Below are 19,313 nucleotides of genomic sequence, written 5' to 3'. Positions count from 1 at the left end.
ATATCAGTCGAAGGTTTTATCCGCTTTCGATTTTAGGAAAGGTTGTGAAGAATGAAATCACATCTAAAAAAACAAATTGTCGGGTGGCTCTTTATTGCAGTGCCGGTTGCCCTTGTCTTTCTATTCTACTTTTATCCAATGATTCAATCCTTTATTCTTTCGCTTCAATCAGGCAAAGGGGTAAATATGGAATTTGTAGGATTGAAGAACTATAGTCGATTGTTCAAAGATCCAGATTTTGTTGTTGCAGTGAAAAATACCTTGATATTCTTGGTTTTTCAAGTTCCGATTATGGTTATTTTGGCCATGTATTTTTCAGTGCTTCTCAATAAAAAAACACTCAAATTCAAAGGGATGTTTCGAACAATTGTTTTTTTACCAGCGGTAACGTCTTTAGTAGCTTATTCTATTGTTTTTAAGTATTTGTTTCAAAATGATGGGATTATCAATAAGTTTTTGATGAGTTTACACCTGATTTCTGACCCGATACTGTGGTTGTCAGATCCAGTTTTAGCCAAAGTATTGATTGTCATTGCGATTACTTGGCGGTGGACGGGTTACAATATGATTTTCTTCTTGTCTGCTTTGCAAAATATCGACCCGCAGGTCTATGAAGCGGCAAGGATTGATGGGGCAAATGAACGTCAACAATTTTTCAAGATTACCATGCCTCTATTAAAACCGGTTATTTTATTTACTTCCATTACGTCTACAATCGGAACCTTGCAACTTTTTGATGAGCCGATGAATATTACTAATGGTGGACCAGGTAATGCTACGATGACCATTTCTCAGTATATTTATAATTTATCGTTCAAATATACCCCAGATTTTGGTTATGCAGCAGCGGTGTCTTATGGTATTGTGATTTTAGTGATAATCTTCTCGATTATGCAATTTAAGGTAGGTGGACGTGATGACTAAAAATAAGAATATTGGCTCCTATATCTTTCTAGGTTTGATGTCCATTGTTTTTGCATTCCCATTTTATTTCCTTTTGGTGAGTGCGACAAATAAATCAATTGATGTGACAAATGGTCGTCTTCTTCCTGGAGGTTACTTTTTTGAGAATTTAAAAAATCTTTTTGAAACAGCAGATATTGCTCGTGCTTTGAAAAATTCAGCTGTTATATCTGTTTTGCAGACTGTATTAGCCTTGTTTTTCGCTTCCTTAGCTGGCTATGGCTTTGAAATTTATCGATCCAAATACAAGGATATTGTTTTTAATGTCCTCATGTTGGCCATGATGATTCCATTTGCTTCTCTGATGATTCCGCTTTTCCGCTTATTTGGTAGCTTGTCCAATACAGTTCCAATTATTGGGATTGATACTTATGCCGCAGCGATTTTGCCCTATATTTCTACAGCTTTCTTAATTTTCTATTTCCGTCAAAATACGAAAATGTTTCCTAAGGATTTGTTGGAAGCGGGACGGATTGATGGGTTGTCAGAATTAGGTTGCTTTATTCGTATTTACATGCCATCTATGAAAACAACCTATGCCGCAGCAGGAATCATTACTTTCTTGTCTGCTTGGAATAACTATCTCTGGCCATTGATTGTTTTACAAACACCAGAAAATCAGACGATTCCATTGCTGATTTCAAATCTTGGCTCAAGTTACTCACCGGATTATGGTGTGATTATGACGGCTATTGTCCTAGCGACTTTACCAACCGCCTTGATTTTCTTTATTTTACAAAAACACTTTGTAGCCGGTATGCTTGGTTCCATCAAGTAATAGGAGAAATATATGTTAATCGAAAATTTTTATGAAAATGTAGATGTGCTCCATGTCAATATGATGCCGCGGAGAAATTACTACATTCCTTTTGAGAGTGCCGAGGCTGCCTTGGGTTCCAAACGTCGTTCGGAGTCGGCTCGGTTTGTGGACTTGAACGGTCAGTGGGGATTTCTGTATTATTCCTCCATCTTGGATGTGTTGGACAAAAGTTTAGAGGCTTTGGTGAATGCCCAGACAGAGAGTATTTCGGTGCCATCAACTTGGCAGCATTCAGGATATGACCAGGCAAATTACACCAATGTTCGCTACGCCATTCCTTTTGATCCTCCCTTTGTTCCAAATGATAATCCTGTCGGGCTCTATACGCGTTCATTTTCGGTAGAAGAAAGTGAGCTGGAATTCGACTTTCACTTGAATTTTGAAGGAGTGGACTCAGCTTTTTATGTTTGGGTCAATGGGCAATGGCTGGGCTACAGTCAAGTTTCTCATTCCATTTCAGAATTTGATGTGACTCCTTATTTACAGGTTGGGAACAATCAGCTGGCGGTTCTCGTCTTAAAATGGTCTGATGGGACTTATTTTGAGGATCAAGATAAGCTTCGGACGAGCGGAATTTTTCGAGATGTCTATCTCTTGAAACGTCCAAGAGAGCATTTAGTTCATTACTTGGTGCAACAGGAATTAAGCGATGATTTTTCAACGGCTCGTCTGGATTTGGATTTCTTGGTGATGGACCCAGATTTGGTTGTTTCTGCCTATCAACTCTATGGGCCAGATGGTCAACTCTTGCAGGAAGGCGAGAGCTGGCAGGAAGTGACGATTGAGCAGGTACACCTCTGGACTGCTGAAACACCAGAACTGTATACCTTGATTTTTCAAGTGGGGCAAGAATGGTTCCGTGAGCGCATTGGTTTCCGACATTTTGAATTTATTGACAATGTATTTCACTTGAATGGCCGGCCGATTAAACTCTATGGCGTCAATCAACATGATAGTCGTCCACGTACAGGGGCAACGGTTTCCGTTGCTGAGCAGATAGAAGATTTGCGCCTGATGAAAGAGCACCATATCAATGCGATTCGTACGGCTCATTATCCAAAGTCGCCCGAATTTTATGAGCTTTGTGACCAGTATGGTTTCTATGTCATGAGCGAAGCTGATGTGGAAGAACATGGCGTTGTTGAATTGTACGGTCGCGGTTGGAATGCGAATTACAATCAATTGGCAGATGATCCACGCTATATTGAGGTCATTAAGGACCGTGTGGCAGCATCAATTATTCCAAACCAGAACTTTACAAGCATTTTTATGTGGTCAATGGGCAATGAATCAGGTTTTGGGATTACCTTTGAAGAAGCTCTCAAATATGCCTATGAGTTAGATCCAAGTCGTCCTCGTCATTATGAAGCCTTTCACTATGCGGACCCTGATCGCGTTAATGATACGACCTATCTTTCTTGCTATTCTCGGATGTATCCAAGTGTAGAAGAGACGGAAGAACTCTATCTCAAGCAACCTGAGAAACCATTTGTCCTGTGCGAATATGCGCATGCTATGGGAAATGGACCAGGTGACTTGCGTGCTTATCATGAATTGATGGAGCGTTACCCGACATTTATGGGAGGCTTTGTCTGGGAATGGTGCGACCATGCTATTGTCCTAGGGACTGATGAGCATGGTCACGATTATTTCGGTTATGGTGGGGATGAGGGTTCTCGTTTCCACGATGGAAATTTCTGTGTGGACGGATTGGTTTCTCCTGACCGTGTACCGCACCGTGGTTTGAAGGAATTTCAAGCGATTCATAGACCGATTGTGCTAAAAGCTGTCGATACTGAAAAAGCATGTATCACCTTGCAAAATCAACTCTTCTTTGCCTCAACGGATAGTCGGTTCCGAGCAACTCTTCAGCACCAAGAAAATGGCGTGATTGTAGAGGAATACAAGTTTACTGTGCCAGCTATTCCAGCCAAGGGAGAGGCAGTCCTAGAGGTACCATTTGTCTTTCATCCTGATGTGCTGACCCACTTAAACTTGCATGTAGAATGGGCAGAGGAGCAATTGCTTATCCAAGCAGGAACGGCAGTGTCCAGCGAGCAATATCTGGTCTATGACCAACCGCTCATCTTGCCAGAATCTGAAAACGTATCTCTAGGCCAATCGTGGTTAGTAGAAGACTATGCAGACCGTTTGCAAATCTCAAATGGAGAAAATCAGTGGACGTTTGATAAACGAACAGGTGGTTTCTCTAGTTGGTTAGTAAATGGGCAGTCTGCATTAGAAACTCCGATGGAGTGGACTGTCTGGCGTGCTCCGACGGACAATGACCGCAATGTGAAGCCGGCCTGGCAGGATGTCGGTTTTTATCAGCCAACTACCAAGTTCTACTCTTGTGAATGGGAAATTGTAGGAGAGGACTTGGTCCTTGAAACGCATCTAGGTTTGGTGCCGATTTATAGGGAAAAAATCTTGGATATCAAAGCAAGATGGACCTTGACGAGTGCAGGTCGGATAAGCCTAACCGCTGATTTGACGCGCAATCAACTTCATCCGTTCTTGCCTCGGATTGGTCTCCAGTTGGGCTTGAAGAAGGAGTTGGACCGAGTAGAGTATCTGGGGAATGGACCATGGGAAGCTTACCAGGATAAGCATGAAGCCAGCTATTTCGGTCGGTTTGCAGCTCGGGTGGTGGATTTGTATGAGCACCATATTCGTCCGCAGGAATCTGGCTCTCATCGAGGAACGCATGAGCTAATCGTGCACGGACAGGCAGGTCAGGGCATCTGTATTCAATCGCAAGCAGGTTTTAGTTTCAATGCATCCTATTACTCACTTGAAACGTTGACAGAAGTAAGCCATGACCATGAGTTGACGGAGGCGGATCATCTGGTCTTACTCCTAGATGTGGAGCAAGCGGGAATTGGTTCCAATTCATGTGGGCCAGCACTCAGCACAGATTATCACCTCTTAGACGAAACCTATCGTTTAGAATTGACCATGCACTTGTTGTAGAAAGAGGGTAAGACTTGTTCTTACCCTTTATTTTAGATAAAATAGACAGAAAAGGAGGGAAGAAGTTGGCAACCTTAAAAGATATTGCGGACCAGGCTGGGGTGTCTCAGGCAACTGTTTCGCGCGTGCTCAATTATGACCAAGGACTTTCTGTGACGGATGAAACCAAGCGTAAAATTTTTGAAATCGCTGAATTGCTCCATTATGAGCAAAAAAGCAAAAAGAAAAAGAAGAAAACGATGGGCGCTCTAGGAATTTGTTACTGGTATTCTTACGAGGAAGAATTGGAAGACGTATTTTACCTATCGCTTCGCAAGTATATCGAGCTATGCGTCAAGGCCGAAGGATACGAAGCGAAGTTCTTCCAGTTGACCAATCTGCCCACGGCTGAAGATAATTTGTCTGGAATTGTGACCATTGGAAAGTTCACAGAGGAACAAATTTCCTACCTCAAAACGGTCACTCCTCATATCTGTACGATTGACAATGATGCGATAGATTATGATGTTGATGCGGTCAATGCCAATTTGTACCAAGGAACCTTACTAGCGATTGAACAGCTCTTGCGGCTGGGACACACGCGTCTAGGAATGCTCGGAGGAGCTCGCAAAACAGAGCTTGAAAATGTATCTGAGCCACGATACGACGGACGTCAGCGTTATTTTGAGCGGATTTTACGGAGAATAGGGATGGACACAAGCGAGTTTCCAATTCTGATGACCAGTTTTACGGTTGATTCGGCTTACACAGCCATGAAGTCCTACCTTGAAGCAACTCCTGCATCGGATTTGCCAACAGCTTTTGTGGCAGCAAATGATCCAATTGCGATTGGAGCTATGAAGGCGATAAAGGAGGCCGGCTATCGTATACCAGAGGATATAGCGATTATCGGTATGAACGATGTGCATATCGCTGAATACGTATCGCCCTCTTTGACAACGGTACAAATACCGATTGAGCAGATGTGCAATGAAGCCCTTCGTTTACTGAAAAGTCGCATTGATGGAGAGACGGAAGTTGGCCGACAAATCCTATTATCCACCAAATTAATTGTCCGAGAAAGTTGTTAATCATTAAAAAATTAGAAAATAGGCTTGACAAGCGTTTCCCTTGTGCTATAATAAGACACAAACAATACCTAAGAAAGGAGAAACATCATGAACAAAGAAATGATGCGTGCAAAATTGAATAAGCAACCCCTCCTTTCTGAGATGCTGTCTTAGTCCTTTTTACTGTGATTAGGATACATATTACCTGTTAAGGTCTCAAATGGAGGAATCTGTTTGAGGCCTTTTTGCGTACATTTTTGAGGTGAAGTGATGTAGTGTTTAGTAGAATTCTTTGGAAAGAATGGAAATAGGAGATGAAAAATGTTTGGTTTAATTTTTAACTATGTCAAGAAACATAAGTGGATGTACCTCTTGATTGCTCTATTATTGATTGTTTACGACATGACCATGTTGGTACCGACCAAGGTCATTCAGGGATTGGTGGACAACTTGTCCAATCAACAGTTGACTGCTCAGGTTCTCTGGTCAAATGTGAGTATATTGGTGGCAGCGACCCTGGTCAACTATCTGTCAGCCTATATTTGGCATTACAAGCTCTTTCAAGCATCGGTCAATTTCAAATTTGACATGCAGTGGCAGGCTTTTCGAAAATTAGTATCCATGCGGACGCCTTTCTATGAGAAATTTCGTTCAGGTGACATGATGACCCGTTTTTCAACGGATGTGGAAGGTCTGATGGAAATGGTGGGCTACGGTCTCATGATTGTCGTCTACGCAGGCGGGATGATTGCCTTTATCATTCCAACTATGTTTTTGATGTCTTGGCAGATTACCCTGGTAGCCATGATTCCGATGGCGGTACTGATGACAGGTTCCTACTTTATCAGCCGCAAACAGGATGACCTGATAGAAGCAAGACGTGAGGCGATTTCTAACCTCAACAATGAGGTGCTTGAGGCGGTAGAAGGCATTCGTGTCATGCGGGCTTATTCGAAAAAGGCCAGACAGGAAAATCGGTTCGCCAAGCGTACCAGTGCCTTGGTAACATCGGGTGACCAGATTACAGCCTTGCAGTCGCTTTATCAGCCTATGGGGAGTCTCTTGATTGGCATGTCCACTGTACTTGTTCTGCTTCTGGGGGCTCATTTTTTGAAAATGGGTCAAGTTAGCTTGGGGCAGGTTATTGCCCTTCAGCTCTATATGGTTTCCTTGATTGAGCCGTTCTGGATGTTGTCAGACTTTATCTTGGTCTACCAGACAGGAAAGACGTCATTTGCCAAAGTCAATGAGCTGATTACAACAGGGGACGATATGGAAGTTGACGGGGAAGTGAGTTTGGCTCCTGGTCAGGATTACCAATTTAGAAATTACGACTTTTCTTATCCCAAGGCTGAACGGCCTAGCTTGCGCGGTATCAATTGGACTTTGAAAGCTGGTCAGACGGTTGGAATTGTCGGGAAAACGGGCTCTGGGAAGACAAGTTTGGTTCGTCAATTTTTGCGGCAATATCCACAGGGACAGGGAGAATTTTTGGTTAATGGCCTGCCGATTACATCCTATAAGCGTCGTTCGGTGGAGCAGTTGATTGGCTATGTTCCTCAAGAGCACATCCTTTTCTCCAAATCTGTAGGTGAAAATATTGCTCTTGGGAAGTCGGATGCAAGTCAAGAAGAGATTTTGAAAGCTGTTGAGACGGCAGTCTTTGAAGAGGATTTGAAGCGGATGTCAGCTGGTCTTGAGACCATGATTGGTGAGCGTGGGGTGTCCATTTCCGGCGGGCAAAAGCAGAGGATTTCCATTGCACGTGCCTTCTTGTGTGACCCTGATTTGCTGATATTGGACGACTCCTTGTCGGCGGTCGATGCACGGACAGAACGTCAGATTATCCACAATATCCAAAAAGAGCGGGCAGGGAAGACCAATATCATCGTGACCCACCGTCTGTCTGCGGTCAACCATGCAGATTGGATTTTGGTGCTGGACGACGGTGCTATCGTCGAGGAAGGAACTCCTGCCGACTTGTTAGCGCAAGGTGGTTGGTATTATGAACAGTATCAGCGCCAACAAAGTGAAGAGAAAGGGGAGGAATAATGAAAATTATCGTTCCATTAGTAAAAGAAATTAAACATGTGGCCGTCCTCTTTTTCTGGGGAGTTCTGCTATTTTTACTGGCTACATTGGCTAGTCAGGTTGCTCCCTTGCTCTTGCAGGCGGTCATTGATGGACCTTTGACAGATTTGAGTAAGCACATGGCCTTTGATGAGGCGGATTTTTTAGAGCGTTTGGCAGGCTATGTGGGCTTGATAGCACTGGGTGGGGGTCTTTCCTATCTAGCAATGCGTATCTTGATTCATTCTGCCAATAAAATCGCAGAAAATCTGCGGAATCGTGCCTATGATGTCATGCAAAATCTACCAATTTCCTACTTTGACGATAAACCAGCGGGTAAGATTGCAACGCGGATTGTTAATGATACGGAGACCCTGCGCAATCAATTTTACAGCATGCTGGTCTATATCGGTTCCAACGTCGTCCGTGTTGTGATTACCTACGGCATCATCTTTTATATGAATGTCAGCCTTGGTTTGGTTTTGCTGCTGTTGATACCTGTTTTTTATCTGATACAGCTCATCTATGCCAAGATGACCAATGCTCCTATGAAGGATTTCTATGATGCCAGAAGTGAAGTCAATACACAAGTCAATGAAACCATGAACGGTGCCAGTCTGATTCAATTATTTGGACAAGAAGAGCATATCTTAGACGAATTTGAAGCGACAGCTACCAAAATGAAGAATGCAGATAATCGGATTATCTGGGCCCAGTCCATTGCCTCTTGGCCCTTGACTGAATTCATTAAAAATATGGTGGTAGCAGCTATTTTGACTCTGATCGGGATGCAGTTCTTATCAGGACATGCAGCTATCACAGCAGGCCGTCTCTTTGTCTATCTTAATTATGTCATCGAGTTATTTGACCTCATGGGTATGCTGGTTCGCCAACTTCCAAATATCCAACGTTCTATGGAGACGGGGCAACGTGTCTTGAACCTGCTAGATGCCGAAACAGAAATAGATGCGGCAGAAGAGTTAGTTGTAAAAGATGGGCGCGTGCGGTTCGAAGCGGTCCAATTTGCCTACGAGGAAGGTAAGCCTGTCTTACAGGACATTAACCTTGAAGTGGAAAAGGGGCAAACCATTGCCTTGGTGGGACACACTGGTTCGGGGAAATCATCCATTATGAACCTCCTCTATCGCTTTTATGACCCGCAATCTGGTCGTATTTTGATTGATGATCAGGATATCAGCCAGTTTTCACGCGAAAGTCTCCGGTCTTACATGGGGATTGTCCTCCAAGACCCCTATTTGTTCACAGGGACGATTGCGACAAATGTAGCTATGGACAAAACGGATGCCAAGGATGAGGACATTCTTGCAGCCTTGGAACAAGTGGGAGCGGGAGATTTGCTTAGCCGCTTGAGCAAGGGCATTCATGAACCTGTCGTAGAAAAAGGTGCTTCCTTTTCAAGTGGGGAGCGTCAGTTAATTGCCTTTGCGCGGACCCTCTTTTCTAATCCCAAGATTTTGATTTTGGATGAGGCAACCTCGCATATTGATACCGAGACAGAGGACATTATCCAGCGGGCTATGGAAGTGGTCAAGGCTGGACGGACGACCTTTATCATCGCCCACCGCTTGTCGACTATTCAAAATGCGAATCAGATTTTGGTACTGGACGCAGGACAGATTGTCGAGAGAGGCAATCATGAAGAACTGCTGGCTCTTGGCGGTATTTACGCTCACATGCACAAGATTCAGCAGAAAGTATAAGAAAAAATGACAGATTATCAGAAAATCAACCAAGAAACTATTGATCGTTGGGTTGAGGAGGGCTGGGAATGGGGCATTCCTATTTCACATGAAGATTATGTCCGAGCTCAAGAAGGCAAGTGGGAGATGCTCTTGACGCCAACCGTTCCTGTTCCCCACGATTGGTTTGGAGACTTGGCAGGCAAAAAAGTGCTGGGACTAGCTTCTGGCGGTGGTCAGCAAATGTCCATTTTTGCAGCACTGGGAGCAGATTGTGTAGTTTTGGATTATTCAGGCCAGCAAATCGCGTCCGAAATCATGGTGGCAGAACGTGAAGGCTACACCATTGAGACCATTCAAGGCGATATGACCAAGCGACTTCCTATTGAGGATGAGACTTTTGACTTGATTTTTCATCCGGTTTCCAACTGCTATATTAAGGATGTGGAATTTGTCTTTGCCGAGGCCTATCGTGTCTTGAAAAAAGGCGGTATTTTCCTAGCGGGACTTGGAAATGAAATCAACTATATCGTGGACGAGGCGGAGGAGAAAATCGTTTGGAAGATGCCATTTGATCCAACGACAGATGAAAAAGCGCGTGCTTTTATGGAAGCAGAAGATTGCGGTATGCAGTTTTCCCACACGATTGAAGAGCAAATCGGTGGTCAATTAAAAGCAGGCTTTACCCTCAAGGACCTCTACGAAGACACCAATGGAACAGGTCGGCTCCACGATCTCAATATCAAGACCTTCTTAGCAACAAAAGCGGTTAAATAAGGAGTTTTATGCCAGAATATTATTTTGCTCTGAAGGGAGACAATCCCCAGCAAGCACGAATTATTTCAGAAAATAGGATGAACTATATCTTAGGCTTTGCGGATGGTCATGTGGAAGATGTTTCAAAAAAACAAGGCCAGAAAAACTTGTTTGTGGGGGATATTGTTGCCTTATCAATATTGACCAGCTGTTCATTCTGATATCGCTGGACCAAAATTTTTCTATTTCAAAGTTAGAACGTTACGTGCTGGTCTTTTCTCAGCAGGAAGTCAACTTGACCATTGTCTTGAGTAAGAAGGATCTGTGTCCTGACTATGCGACTGTCATGGAGGAAATCCAGCAACTCTACTCCAATATTACTCTAGTGGCCATTAGCAGTGAGGATCAAGACTCTATTGATACGCTAAAAGGAAATTTAGTAGCGGGTGGGATTGGTCTTTTCATCGGGACGTCTGGAGCAGGCAAGTCCACCTTGGTCAATCTCTTACAGGAAGAATTCTCTGCCAAAGTCAATGCCGTGAAGCGACAGGATGGGAAAGGCAAGCACACGACGACTAGCAGCACCTTTGTCTACTGTCCAGACTTAGATTACTATGTGGTGGACACACCGGGATTCAAGGGAATTGACAGCCATTATGCTATGGATACCAAGTCCTTGTTTGCAGTCATTGATGACTTGGCTGCAGCTTGTAAATTTAGCAATTGCCAGCACAGGACAGAGCGCAATTGTGCGGTCAAAGCGGCTCTTGAAAATGGGACTCTCAATCCAACTATTTTAGAACGCTATCACTATAACTTGGACAAGATGGAACTCTTATCCAAACGAAGAGAAAGCTGGCGCTTGTGAGTTAGTGTGTGTTCAAGTGAAAATAGCCTCAAAATTTTTAAAATGGCTTTATTTCCTCGTGGAAGATTCGGTAAAAAATTTTTTTGATCTAATTACCGAGTGTGAGTAGCGTCAAAAATATTTTGTGACTTCATTCTATCGCAGAACGTTCGTAAAAAAGTTTTTTTAAGCCAATTTCCAAGTGGAAAAACGCTCTTGCTGTTCATGTGGAGTTATTGTTTCGTGAATATTCGGTAAAAATAATTTTGTAACTTGATTGTAAGGTTGCGATTATATCACATATTGCTTTTTTATAGTCTAATTTTCGATAAGTAGGGCTTAGGAGAATGAAATTATTCCTCTTTTCGCTGAACCCAAAACCAAAAGACCTTGTTCATTCGAGGTCTTTTGGTTTATTCGATATAAAAATTAAAACCTTACTTTCTATGCTTGTAAAAGGTTAGAAATAATACAAACAGAAAAATAATAATTAAGAGAAACTCTTTGCTATCATTTTTAATAAAATAACTCATTATAAAAGAAGTTGCGATTAAAATTAAAATGATATTATCAATAATTCTTTTTTTCATATAATATCTTTTTATTCAAAGCATTCTGAATAAACACTACCTAGTGAAAACAATTCTAATAGTATTTCGCGTCCACCAACATTAGCAGCAGCCGCTGAAACCGCAGCTTGAGCAGCTGCCAACTTTGCTCTAGTTGCTTTAAATTTGTTATAGAGACCAACCGTTTTATATACAAAATTAGCAGCACCGCCTAAGGCTTTTAATGCACTTTTTGCCTTAGCAATTTTTGCTGGTGTGAGATTTACAACCAATGCAATACCTACGGCAGAAATACACCCTACAGTTCCTCTTTTTTGTCTTATTTTATCACTTACTCTTATTCGAGTAATCCCTTTCTCATGAAAATATTGATTTATTCTTTCTGAGCCACTTGCTATTACTTCATCTGGTATATTTTCAATTGCACTTAAAACTTCAAATTCCTCGTTTCCTAAAATTAACGTACCATCGTCGAATAATTTTTCATCCTCATATGAGTAATTATTTTCTACTGAAGAGACAGTAACACCATCAGCATTCGTATTTTCATTTGCATAAATCGTACTTGCTTGAATAAATGGAGTAACTACACCACTGAGGGCAGTAAATAATAATATTGTTTTGAAAAAACGCTTCATAACTGTAATCCTTTCTAAAAAATAATCTTATAGGGGAGTCAGCTTGATTTCTTCTTAAAAAACTCCTTTCTAACAAGCTAATCCAACAAATTTTACACCTTGATTATATGTCCGTATTAAATTAAAATCAAGTCTATTTTTTTCATGATACAATAAAAGGGTTGTGAGATATTTTCCAACTCTTAATTAAAATAGGTTTAGTTGTATATTTGTGAGACTGTTTCTGTCCTATTCTTAATCTTTTCGATAATGTTTAGACAACTCCAAAACAAATTTTGAAGACTATTGTCTAGCCAATTCACTGACTTCTATTGGTAATATAACGATGAATGATGAGACTTACTAGTGGTGATGGTCAAGCAGTGTTGGCTTGTACTGGTGTAGGGGTAATCAAGGGTGGAAATCTTTTTAGTGTAGAAACGGTATTATAGAAGATGCTTTTGATAATAGCGCTAATCCAGCTTCTATAATGACAACTATGCAGTGATTCATTGGTACTAAAGTTTGTGCAAGGGAAATTCTAGGTTGGCAAATGGTAACAGAATTTCTCTAAATCATCGCGTATCGAAAATCAGATTATATAAAAGTAAGAGGTTAGGTACTCTTGTACCAGCCCCTTTTTTCTTTCGGCATTTGTTGGCTTTGTGGTATAATGGAAAAAAGACAGAAAAGAGAAAAACATGTATATTGAAATGGTGGATGAGACGGGGCAAGTATCGTCTCAAATGCAGGAACAAATTACGGAGTTGCTGAATTTTGCAGCTAGCAATATTGGTAAGGAAAATAAGGAAATGGCTGTCACTTTTGTGAATAATGCACGGGTGCACGAAGTCAATTTGGAATACCGTGGGATTGACCGCCCAACAGATGTGGTGAGTTTGGAGTATAAGCCAGAGCAGGAAATCCTCTTTGATGAGGAAGATTTGGCTGAAAATCCTGAACTGGCTGAGATGATGGACGAGTTCGATAGCTATATCGGTGAGCTCTACATTTCCATTGATAAGGCGCGTGAGCAAGCGGAAGACTACGGTCATTCTTATGAACGGGAAATGGGATTTTTAGCGGTACACGGTTTCTTGCATATCAACGGGTATGATCATTACACACCAGAAGAAGAAGCAGAAATGTTTGGACTACAGGAAGAGATTTTGACTGCTTATGGACTTACACGAGAATAACTCACAAAAAAAGTGGAAAAACCGTGATTTAGTAGCCAGTATGGAATTTGCCATCACTGGTCTGTTTACGGCTTTTAAGGAAGAGCGCAACATGCGCAAGCATACGGTGTCAGCCATCTTGGTCTTGATAGCAGGATTGATTTTTCGTGTGTCGGTGACCGAGTGGCTCTTCTTGCTCTTGAGCATTAGTCTGGTTATCGCTTTTGAGATTGTCAATTCGGCTATTGAAAATGTGGTGGACCTGGCTAGCGGTTATCACTTTTCCATGCTTGCAAAAAATGCCAAGGATATGGCAGCTGGGGCGGTTTTATTCGTCTCGGGCTTTGCCTTGCTGACAGGGCTAATTATTTTTGTTCCAAAAATTTGGAATTTACTATTTTAAGGAGAAACTATGACATTTAAATCAGGATTTGTGGCGATTTTAGGTCGTCCAAATGTTGGAAAATCAACCTTTTTGAATCATGTAATGGGTCAAAAAATTGCCATCATGAGCGATAAGGCGCAGACAACTCGTAATAAAATCATGGGGATTTACACAACGGATACCGAGCAGATTGTCTTTATCGATACGCCGGGGATTCATAAGCCTAAGACAGCGCTTGGGGATTTCATGGTGGAATCCGCTTATTCGACCTTGCGCGAGGTGGAGACCGTTCTCTTCATGGTACCGGCTGATGAAAAACGTGGCAAAGGGGACGATATGATTATCGAGCGTCTCAAAGCTGCAAATATCCCAGTTATCTTGGTGATCAATAAAATTGACAAGGTGCATCCAGACCAGCTCTTGGAGCAGATTGACGACTTCCGTAGCCAGATGGATTTCAAAGAAGTGGTGCCTATTTCAGCCCTTCAAGGCAATAATGTCGAAACCCTTCTTTCGCTTTTGAAGGAAAATTTGGAAGAAGGCTTTCAGTACTTCCCGGAAGACCAAATCACCGACCATCCAGAACGCTTCCTTGTATCGGAGATGATTCGTGAGAAAGTTTTGCACCTGACGCAGCAAGAAGTGCCTCACTCTGTAGCTGTAGTGATTGAGTCCATGAAACGCGATCCAGAGACGGATAAGGTGCATATTCGTGCGACCATCATGGTAGAACGTGATAGCCAAAAAGGCATTATTATCGGGAAACAAGGCGCGATGCTCAAGAAGATCGGTAAAATGGCCCGTCGCGATATTGAACTCATGCTGGGGGACAAGGTTTACCTCGAAACTTGGGTCAAGGTCAAGAAAAACTGGCGTGATAAAAAGTTGGACCTAGCTGACTTTGGCTATAATGAGAAAGAGTATTAGAGAACAAGGTAAAACAAATGAACCAAGACTATATTTCCTACATCCGATCAAAAGTTGGTCATGATAAGATTATGCTCAACTTTGTGGGAGGTATTCTGACGGATGAGGCTGGGCGCGTGCTCTTGCAACTTCGTGGTGATATGCATACTTGGGGGCTACCAGGTGGCGCCATGGAGCTTGGAGAAAGTTCGGTTGATACCTGTAAGCGGGAATTTTTGGAAGAAACGGGGATTACCGTAGAGCCAGTCCGCTTGCTGAATATTTATAGCAATACGGAAACCCACTATCCAAATGGAGACAAAACGCAGTCTATCGTCATCCTCTATGAGGTCAAGGCTTTGTCGGATGCGACAAAATTGGACTTTACGGACTCGGAAACCTTGGCACTCCGCTTTTTCTCAAGAGAAGAGATTGCTGGGATGACGGATTTGTTTGAAAAACACCGTGTCATGCTGGAAGAATTCTTTTCTGGTCATTTTGAAATGGGTCGATAAGTTGAGCTTTGCTCAGCTTATTTATTTTTCTTGACAGGTAGAAATTATTGTTTTATAATAATTTAAAACAAACAATTATTGTAAAACAATAAAGTAGGATTGTCATGAACAGTCAAAATAGTAAATTTATCGTAACTTTCTTGTTCAGAATGCTGCAGTTTATCTTGTTGATGTGGTTTCTAGTTAGAGGAGGTATCGGCATAGTTATGTTGATTTTAGACTGGAAGCAGTCTTATGAGCCTATTCAAGTCTTATTTACCCTACTTTTTCAACTATTTTGGGTGGGGTTGTTGCCAATTCTTTTGTTGAATGCTGTCCGTAAATTTGTACTAAATTTAATAGAAAATCGTCTGTTCACAGAAGAGACTTATCAGCTGAGTAAAAAGATTTTTGTGCTAAATCTTGTCCTTATCTTTTGCAGTGTAGTAGATGATGCTTTTATCAGCCTGAAATCATTTAGCGGTTTTGAGCAAGTCTTTTTGAACTATATTTTTCCATACTTTGACAATGGCATATTATTATTGGTGTTTGTCAGTCTGATGATCATTGTGAAAAATGGACTTCAATTAAAAGAAGAGATGGATGGATTTATCTGATGGGGGAGATTAGAGTACATCTGGATAAAGTGTTGGCCGAGCGGGGTATTAGTTCCAAAGAACTAGCTCAGCTAATCGGGATTACACAGGCAAATTTATCCATATTAAAAACCGGCAAGGCAAGAGGGATTCGATTTGTAACCTTATTAGCCATTTGTGAGGCTTTGGATTGTCAGCCGGGAGATATTTTAAGCTATTCGAAAGAGGATTAGAAAGGAATACTATGCCAGAATTGCCAGAAGTGGAGACGGTGCGTCGAGGTTTGGAGCGCTTGGTTCTTGGAAAAGAGTTGAAAACTGTCGAAGTACGAGTTCCAAAAATGATTCGCAGTGGTGTTGAAGATTTCGTCACCTATCTCCCTGGTCAAAAATTCGTGTCAGTTGGTCGTCGAGGGAAATACTTGCTCATCTACCTGACAGATTTTGTACTGATTTCCCACTTGCGGATGGAAGGCAAGTACCTGCTCTTTCCAGATCAAGTACCTGAAAACAAGCACTTTCATGTCTTTTTCAAGCTAACTGATGGTTCAACTTTGGTCTACCAAGATGTGCGTAAGTTTGGTACCATGGAATTGGTAGACAGTGAGGTTGTGGAAGCCTATTTCCAGTCTAGAAAGATTGGCCCAGAGCCGATAGAGGCGGATTTTCAGCTCTGCCATTTCCAAGAAAAGTTATCCAAGTCTGCAAAACCCATCAAAAATCATCTTTTGGATCAGACTTTGGTCGCAGGTCTGGGCAATATCTATGTGGATGAGGTGTTGTGGGCTGCGCAAATCCATCCTAGTCGGTCATCTTCTAGTCTAACCGATGAAGAAAGCGCGCGGCTTCGTGAGGAGATTATCCGCATTCTGCAGCTGGCGGTGGAAAAAGGTGGCTCGACTATTCGGACCTACCGCAATGCCTTGGGCGAAGACGGTACCATGCAGGAATATTTGCAGGTTTATGGGAAAACTGGCCAGAAGTGCCCACGCTGCCAGACGACCATTGAAAAAATACAACTAGGTGGACGGGGGACACATTTTTGTTCGAAGTGTCAGGTGAAAAAATGACAAAGATTATCGGAATTACAGGGGGGATTGCCTCTGGGAAGTCGACTGTGACAGCTTATTTGCGACAATTAGGCTACCAAGTAATTGATGCAGACCAAGTGGTGCACGACCTCCAAGCAAAAGGTGGAAAATTGTATCAGGCCTTGGTGGAGTGGCTGGGGCAGGATATTTTGGATCAAGAAGGCCATCTCAATCGTCCTGCCTTGGCACAAATTATCTTTTCATCCAAGGAAAATTTGGACCGGTCAGCAGACTTGCAAAATGGCATCATCCGCGCAGAGTTAGGGAAGAGAAGAGACCAGTTGGTGCAGACAGAGTCTGTGTTTTTCATGGATATTCCCCTGCTCATCGAGGCTGATTATGTGGACTGGTTTGATGAAATTTGGCTAGTGGCTCTAGATGAAGAAACCCAGTTGCAGCGCTTGAAAGAGCGCAATGGTTACTCGGATCAGGAGGCGAAAAAACGTTTGGACAGTCAGATGTCTCTGGCGCAGAAGCGTCTATTTGCTCATTGTGTGATTGACAATAGTGGCAGTAAAGAGGAAACTTTTGCCCAAATTAGGCACGCCTTGGAAGGAATTTCCTAAAAAATCAGTCTTTCTTCTGGCTTTGTGTTATAATAGTCAAAGACTTTACAGAGAAAGAAGATGATGACTTATTTCGACGAATGCAGTAAATTGGCGTCAAAATTTAAAAGTAGCTTGGCTCGGGAACTTCTTTACTGGGGCAAGCTTTTCGCTTGTTATGCCCTTCATGGTGCTTTATGTAGAAGAGCTAGGTGCGCCTAAAAGCAAGGTGGAGCTGTATGCTGGCCTGGCCGTATCGCTTTCAGCCCTAGCCTCAGCTCTGGTTTCCCCGATTTGGGGTCGCTTGGCGGACCGGTTTGGTCGCAAGCCCATGATGGTCCGAGCAGCGTTAGTCATGACCTTCACCATGGGTGGGCTAGCTTTTGTGCCCAATGTTTACTGGCTGTTGGTATTGCGGATATTGAATGGTGTCTTTGCGGGCTATGTGCCTAATTCGACGGCCCTGATTGCCAGTCAGGCTCCAAAGGAACATTCGGGATATGCCTTAGGGACCTTGGCAACAGGTGTTACGGGCGGCAGTCTGATTGGTCCCTTGCTTGGAGGGCTCTTGGCAGAGTGGCTCGGTATTCGACAAGTCTTTCTCTTGGTTGGCTTCATTCTCTTAATCTGTACCTTGATGACGATTTTCTTGGTTAAGGAAGATTTTGAGCCCATTACGCGGGAAGATGTGTTGCCGACTCGAGAAGTTTTCAGACAGGTTAGCAGCTTGCAAATCATGATTGGCTTGTTTGTAACCAGCATGATTATTCAAATTTCGGCCCAGTCTATTGCACCGATTTTAACGCTCTACATTCGTCATCTGGGGCAAACGACAAATCTCATGTTTGTGTCTGGTTTGATTGTGTCAGCACTTGGTTTTTCAAGCATGCTGAGCTCGTCTTTTCTGGGAAAAATTGGCGACAGAATTGGCAATCATAGACTTTTATTGCTCGCCTTGTTTTATAGCTTTGCCATGTATTTTCTCTGCGCTTTAGCTCAGACGCCGCTGCAATTAGGGATTCTTCGTTTCCTTTACGGTTTTGGCGTAGGAGCCCTCATGCCAAGTATCAATTCACTTCTGAGCAAGATTACACCTAGAGAAGGGATTTCACGGATTTTTAGCTACAATCAGATGTTTAGCTATATGGGGCAAGTGGCAGGGCCTTTTGTCGGGTCAATGGTGGCTACTCACCTAGGTTACCGAATGGTCTTTTACGTGACGGCGATGATTGTCTTTGTCAATTTTAGCTGGAGTTTAATCAATTTTAGAAAGTATCTTAAAGTAAAGGAAATTGTGTGAGAGTAAAAATTAATTTACAATGTTCAGAGTGTGGCAGCAAAAACTATCTGACCAGCAAGAATAGTAAAACTCATCCGCAGAAAATAGAGGTTCTAAAGTATTGTCCCAAGGAAAGAAAAGTGACCCTTCACCTTGAAACAAAATAGAATATGTGTTATACTGTAGGGAGTTATTGAAGGAAGTGAACAAAAAATGTACCAAATTTTACTAACCGTTCTTTTAGTTTTATCAGTGATTACAGTTGTTGTAATCTTTTTACAGCCTGCTAAAAACCAATCTAGCAATGTTTTTGATGCCAGTTCAGGTGCCCTATTCGAGCGAACAAAAGCACGTGGATTTGAGGCAGTGATGCAACGTTTGACAGCTATCCTTGTATTGTTATGGATGCTTGTAGCTGTTGGTTTGGTTATCATTTCAAGTAAATAAATGGTACAGGGGCTTATCAGTCCCTTTTT

Annotated in this window: 21 protein-coding genes; 20 read left to right on the top strand and 1 reads right to left on the bottom strand. The window is 42.4% G+C overall.

Features of this window, described 5'->3' with window-relative positions:
- Nucleotides 1-51: 51 nt before the first annotated feature.
- From ABID27_RS03690 to rsgA, 9 genes are all read left to right on the top strand, one after another.
- Entirely contained in the window at nucleotides 52-924 is an 873-nt protein-coding gene (locus tag ABID27_RS03690) for a carbohydrate ABC transporter permease (protein ID WP_253363549.1), read from the top strand.
- Complete coding sequence (locus ABID27_RS03685; protein WP_253363551.1) at nucleotides 917-1,741, top strand: carbohydrate ABC transporter permease; 825 nt, start codon at nucleotides 917-919, stop codon at nucleotides 1,739-1,741. Before ABID27_RS03690 ends, ABID27_RS03685 begins: the two co-directional genes overlap by 8 nt.
- Before the next feature lie 12 nt (nucleotides 1,742-1,753).
- Nucleotides 1,754-4,756, top strand: coding sequence for a glycoside hydrolase family 2 TIM barrel-domain containing protein (locus tag ABID27_RS03680; RefSeq protein WP_354280326.1), 3,003 nt, complete (start codon nucleotides 1,754-1,756; stop codon nucleotides 4,754-4,756).
- A gap of 65 nt (nucleotides 4,757-4,821) precedes the next feature.
- On the top strand, nucleotides 4,822-5,826 hold the full coding sequence (locus ABID27_RS03675; RefSeq protein ID WP_354280324.1) for a LacI family DNA-binding transcriptional regulator: 1,005 nt from the start codon (nucleotides 4,822-4,824) through the stop codon (nucleotides 5,824-5,826).
- A 300-nt stretch (nucleotides 5,827-6,126) separates the two neighbouring features.
- Nucleotides 6,127-7,857, top strand: coding sequence for an ABC transporter ATP-binding protein (locus ABID27_RS03670; protein WP_354280322.1), 1,731 nt, complete (start codon nucleotides 6,127-6,129; stop codon nucleotides 7,855-7,857).
- A complete protein-coding gene (locus tag ABID27_RS03665) occupies nucleotides 7,857-9,596 on the top strand; it encodes an ABC transporter ATP-binding protein (RefSeq protein ID WP_354280320.1) in 1,740 nt (579 codons plus the stop codon). The genes ABID27_RS03670 and ABID27_RS03665 overlap by 1 nt, the downstream gene beginning before the upstream one ends.
- A gap of 6 nt (nucleotides 9,597-9,602) precedes the next feature.
- The gene (locus ABID27_RS03660) at nucleotides 9,603-10,352 is read left to right on the top strand and encodes a class I SAM-dependent methyltransferase (RefSeq protein ID WP_354280318.1); all 750 of its coding nucleotides are present in this window, start codon (nucleotides 9,603-9,605) and stop codon (nucleotides 10,350-10,352) included.
- 8 nt (nucleotides 10,353-10,360) lie between these two features.
- A complete protein-coding gene (locus tag ABID27_RS03655) occupies nucleotides 10,361-10,552 on the top strand; it encodes a hypothetical protein (RefSeq protein WP_354280316.1) in 192 nt (63 codons plus the stop codon).
- Nucleotides 10,525-11,199 carry a ribosome small subunit-dependent GTPase A gene (gene rsgA, locus ABID27_RS03650; RefSeq protein ID WP_354280470.1) on the top strand — a complete coding sequence of 225 codons (675 nt, stop codon included), beginning with the start codon at nucleotides 10,525-10,527 and terminating at the stop codon, nucleotides 11,197-11,199. Before ABID27_RS03655 ends, rsgA begins: the two co-directional genes overlap by 28 nt.
- 580 nt (nucleotides 11,200-11,779) lie before the next feature.
- Here the strand turns inward: rsgA and ABID27_RS03645 are convergent.
- Nucleotides 11,780-12,385 carry a hypothetical protein gene (locus tag ABID27_RS03645; RefSeq protein WP_222346813.1) on the bottom strand — a complete coding sequence of 202 codons (606 nt, stop codon included), beginning with the start codon at nucleotides 12,383-12,385 and terminating at the stop codon, nucleotides 11,780-11,782.
- Nucleotides 12,386-13,065: 680 nt separating this feature from the next.
- Here ABID27_RS03645 and ybeY point away from each other — a divergent pair.
- From ybeY to secG, 11 genes are all read left to right on the top strand, one after another.
- Nucleotides 13,066-13,563 (top strand): rRNA maturation RNase YbeY, encoded by a 498-nt coding sequence (gene ybeY / locus ABID27_RS03640; protein ID WP_222346811.1) that lies wholly within the window; start codon nucleotides 13,066-13,068, stop codon nucleotides 13,561-13,563.
- Nucleotides 13,544-13,945, top strand: coding sequence for a diacylglycerol kinase (gene dagK, locus ABID27_RS03635; protein ID WP_253363566.1), 402 nt, complete (start codon nucleotides 13,544-13,546; stop codon nucleotides 13,943-13,945). The genes ybeY and dagK overlap by 20 nt, the downstream gene beginning before the upstream one ends.
- A gap of 9 nt (nucleotides 13,946-13,954) precedes the next feature.
- Entirely contained in the window at nucleotides 13,955-14,854 is a 900-nt protein-coding gene (gene era / locus ABID27_RS03630; RefSeq protein ID WP_253363568.1) for a GTPase Era, read from the top strand.
- Between the two features lie 17 nt (nucleotides 14,855-14,871).
- Nucleotides 14,872-15,348 carry an NUDIX hydrolase gene (locus tag ABID27_RS03625; RefSeq protein ID WP_253363570.1) on the top strand — a complete coding sequence of 159 codons (477 nt, stop codon included), beginning with the start codon at nucleotides 14,872-14,874 and terminating at the stop codon, nucleotides 15,346-15,348.
- 104 nt (nucleotides 15,349-15,452) lie between these two features.
- Nucleotides 15,453-15,944 (top strand): hypothetical protein, encoded by a 492-nt coding sequence (locus ABID27_RS03620; protein ID WP_354280312.1) that lies wholly within the window; start codon nucleotides 15,453-15,455, stop codon nucleotides 15,942-15,944.
- The gene (locus ABID27_RS03615) at nucleotides 15,944-16,156 is read left to right on the top strand and encodes a helix-turn-helix domain-containing protein (RefSeq protein WP_354280310.1); all 213 of its coding nucleotides are present in this window, start codon (nucleotides 15,944-15,946) and stop codon (nucleotides 16,154-16,156) included. The genes ABID27_RS03620 and ABID27_RS03615 overlap by 1 nt, the downstream gene beginning before the upstream one ends.
- Before the next feature lie 11 nt (nucleotides 16,157-16,167).
- Nucleotides 16,168-16,992 (top strand): DNA-formamidopyrimidine glycosylase, encoded by an 825-nt coding sequence (gene mutM / locus ABID27_RS03610; RefSeq protein WP_354280308.1) that lies wholly within the window; start codon nucleotides 16,168-16,170, stop codon nucleotides 16,990-16,992.
- A complete protein-coding gene (gene coaE / locus ABID27_RS03605; RefSeq protein ID WP_354280306.1) occupies nucleotides 16,989-17,579 on the top strand; it encodes a dephospho-CoA kinase in 591 nt (196 codons plus the stop codon). The genes mutM and coaE overlap by 4 nt, the downstream gene beginning before the upstream one ends.
- A 70-nt stretch (nucleotides 17,580-17,649) precedes the next feature.
- The gene (locus tag ABID27_RS03600; RefSeq protein WP_354280468.1) at nucleotides 17,650-18,858 is read left to right on the top strand and encodes a multidrug efflux MFS transporter; all 1,209 of its coding nucleotides are present in this window, start codon (nucleotides 17,650-17,652) and stop codon (nucleotides 18,856-18,858) included.
- Entirely contained in the window at nucleotides 18,855-19,004 is a 150-nt protein-coding gene (rpmG, locus tag ABID27_RS03595; protein ID WP_075099873.1) for a 50S ribosomal protein L33, read from the top strand. The genes ABID27_RS03600 and rpmG overlap by 4 nt, the downstream gene beginning before the upstream one ends.
- Nucleotides 19,005-19,050: 46 nt before the next feature.
- Complete coding sequence (gene secG, locus ABID27_RS03590) at nucleotides 19,051-19,284, top strand: preprotein translocase subunit SecG (protein WP_253363582.1); 234 nt, start codon at nucleotides 19,051-19,053, stop codon at nucleotides 19,282-19,284.
- The last annotated feature ends 29 nt before the right edge of the window (nucleotides 19,285-19,313 follow it).

The organism is Streptococcus gallinaceus (genome assembly GCF_040545695.1).
Taxonomy (GTDB): Bacteria; Bacillota; Bacilli; order Lactobacillales; family Streptococcaceae; genus Streptococcus; species Streptococcus gallinaceus.
Note: the sequence above shows the minus strand (reverse complement) of the source record. Positions and strands in the feature narration are given on the sequence as shown.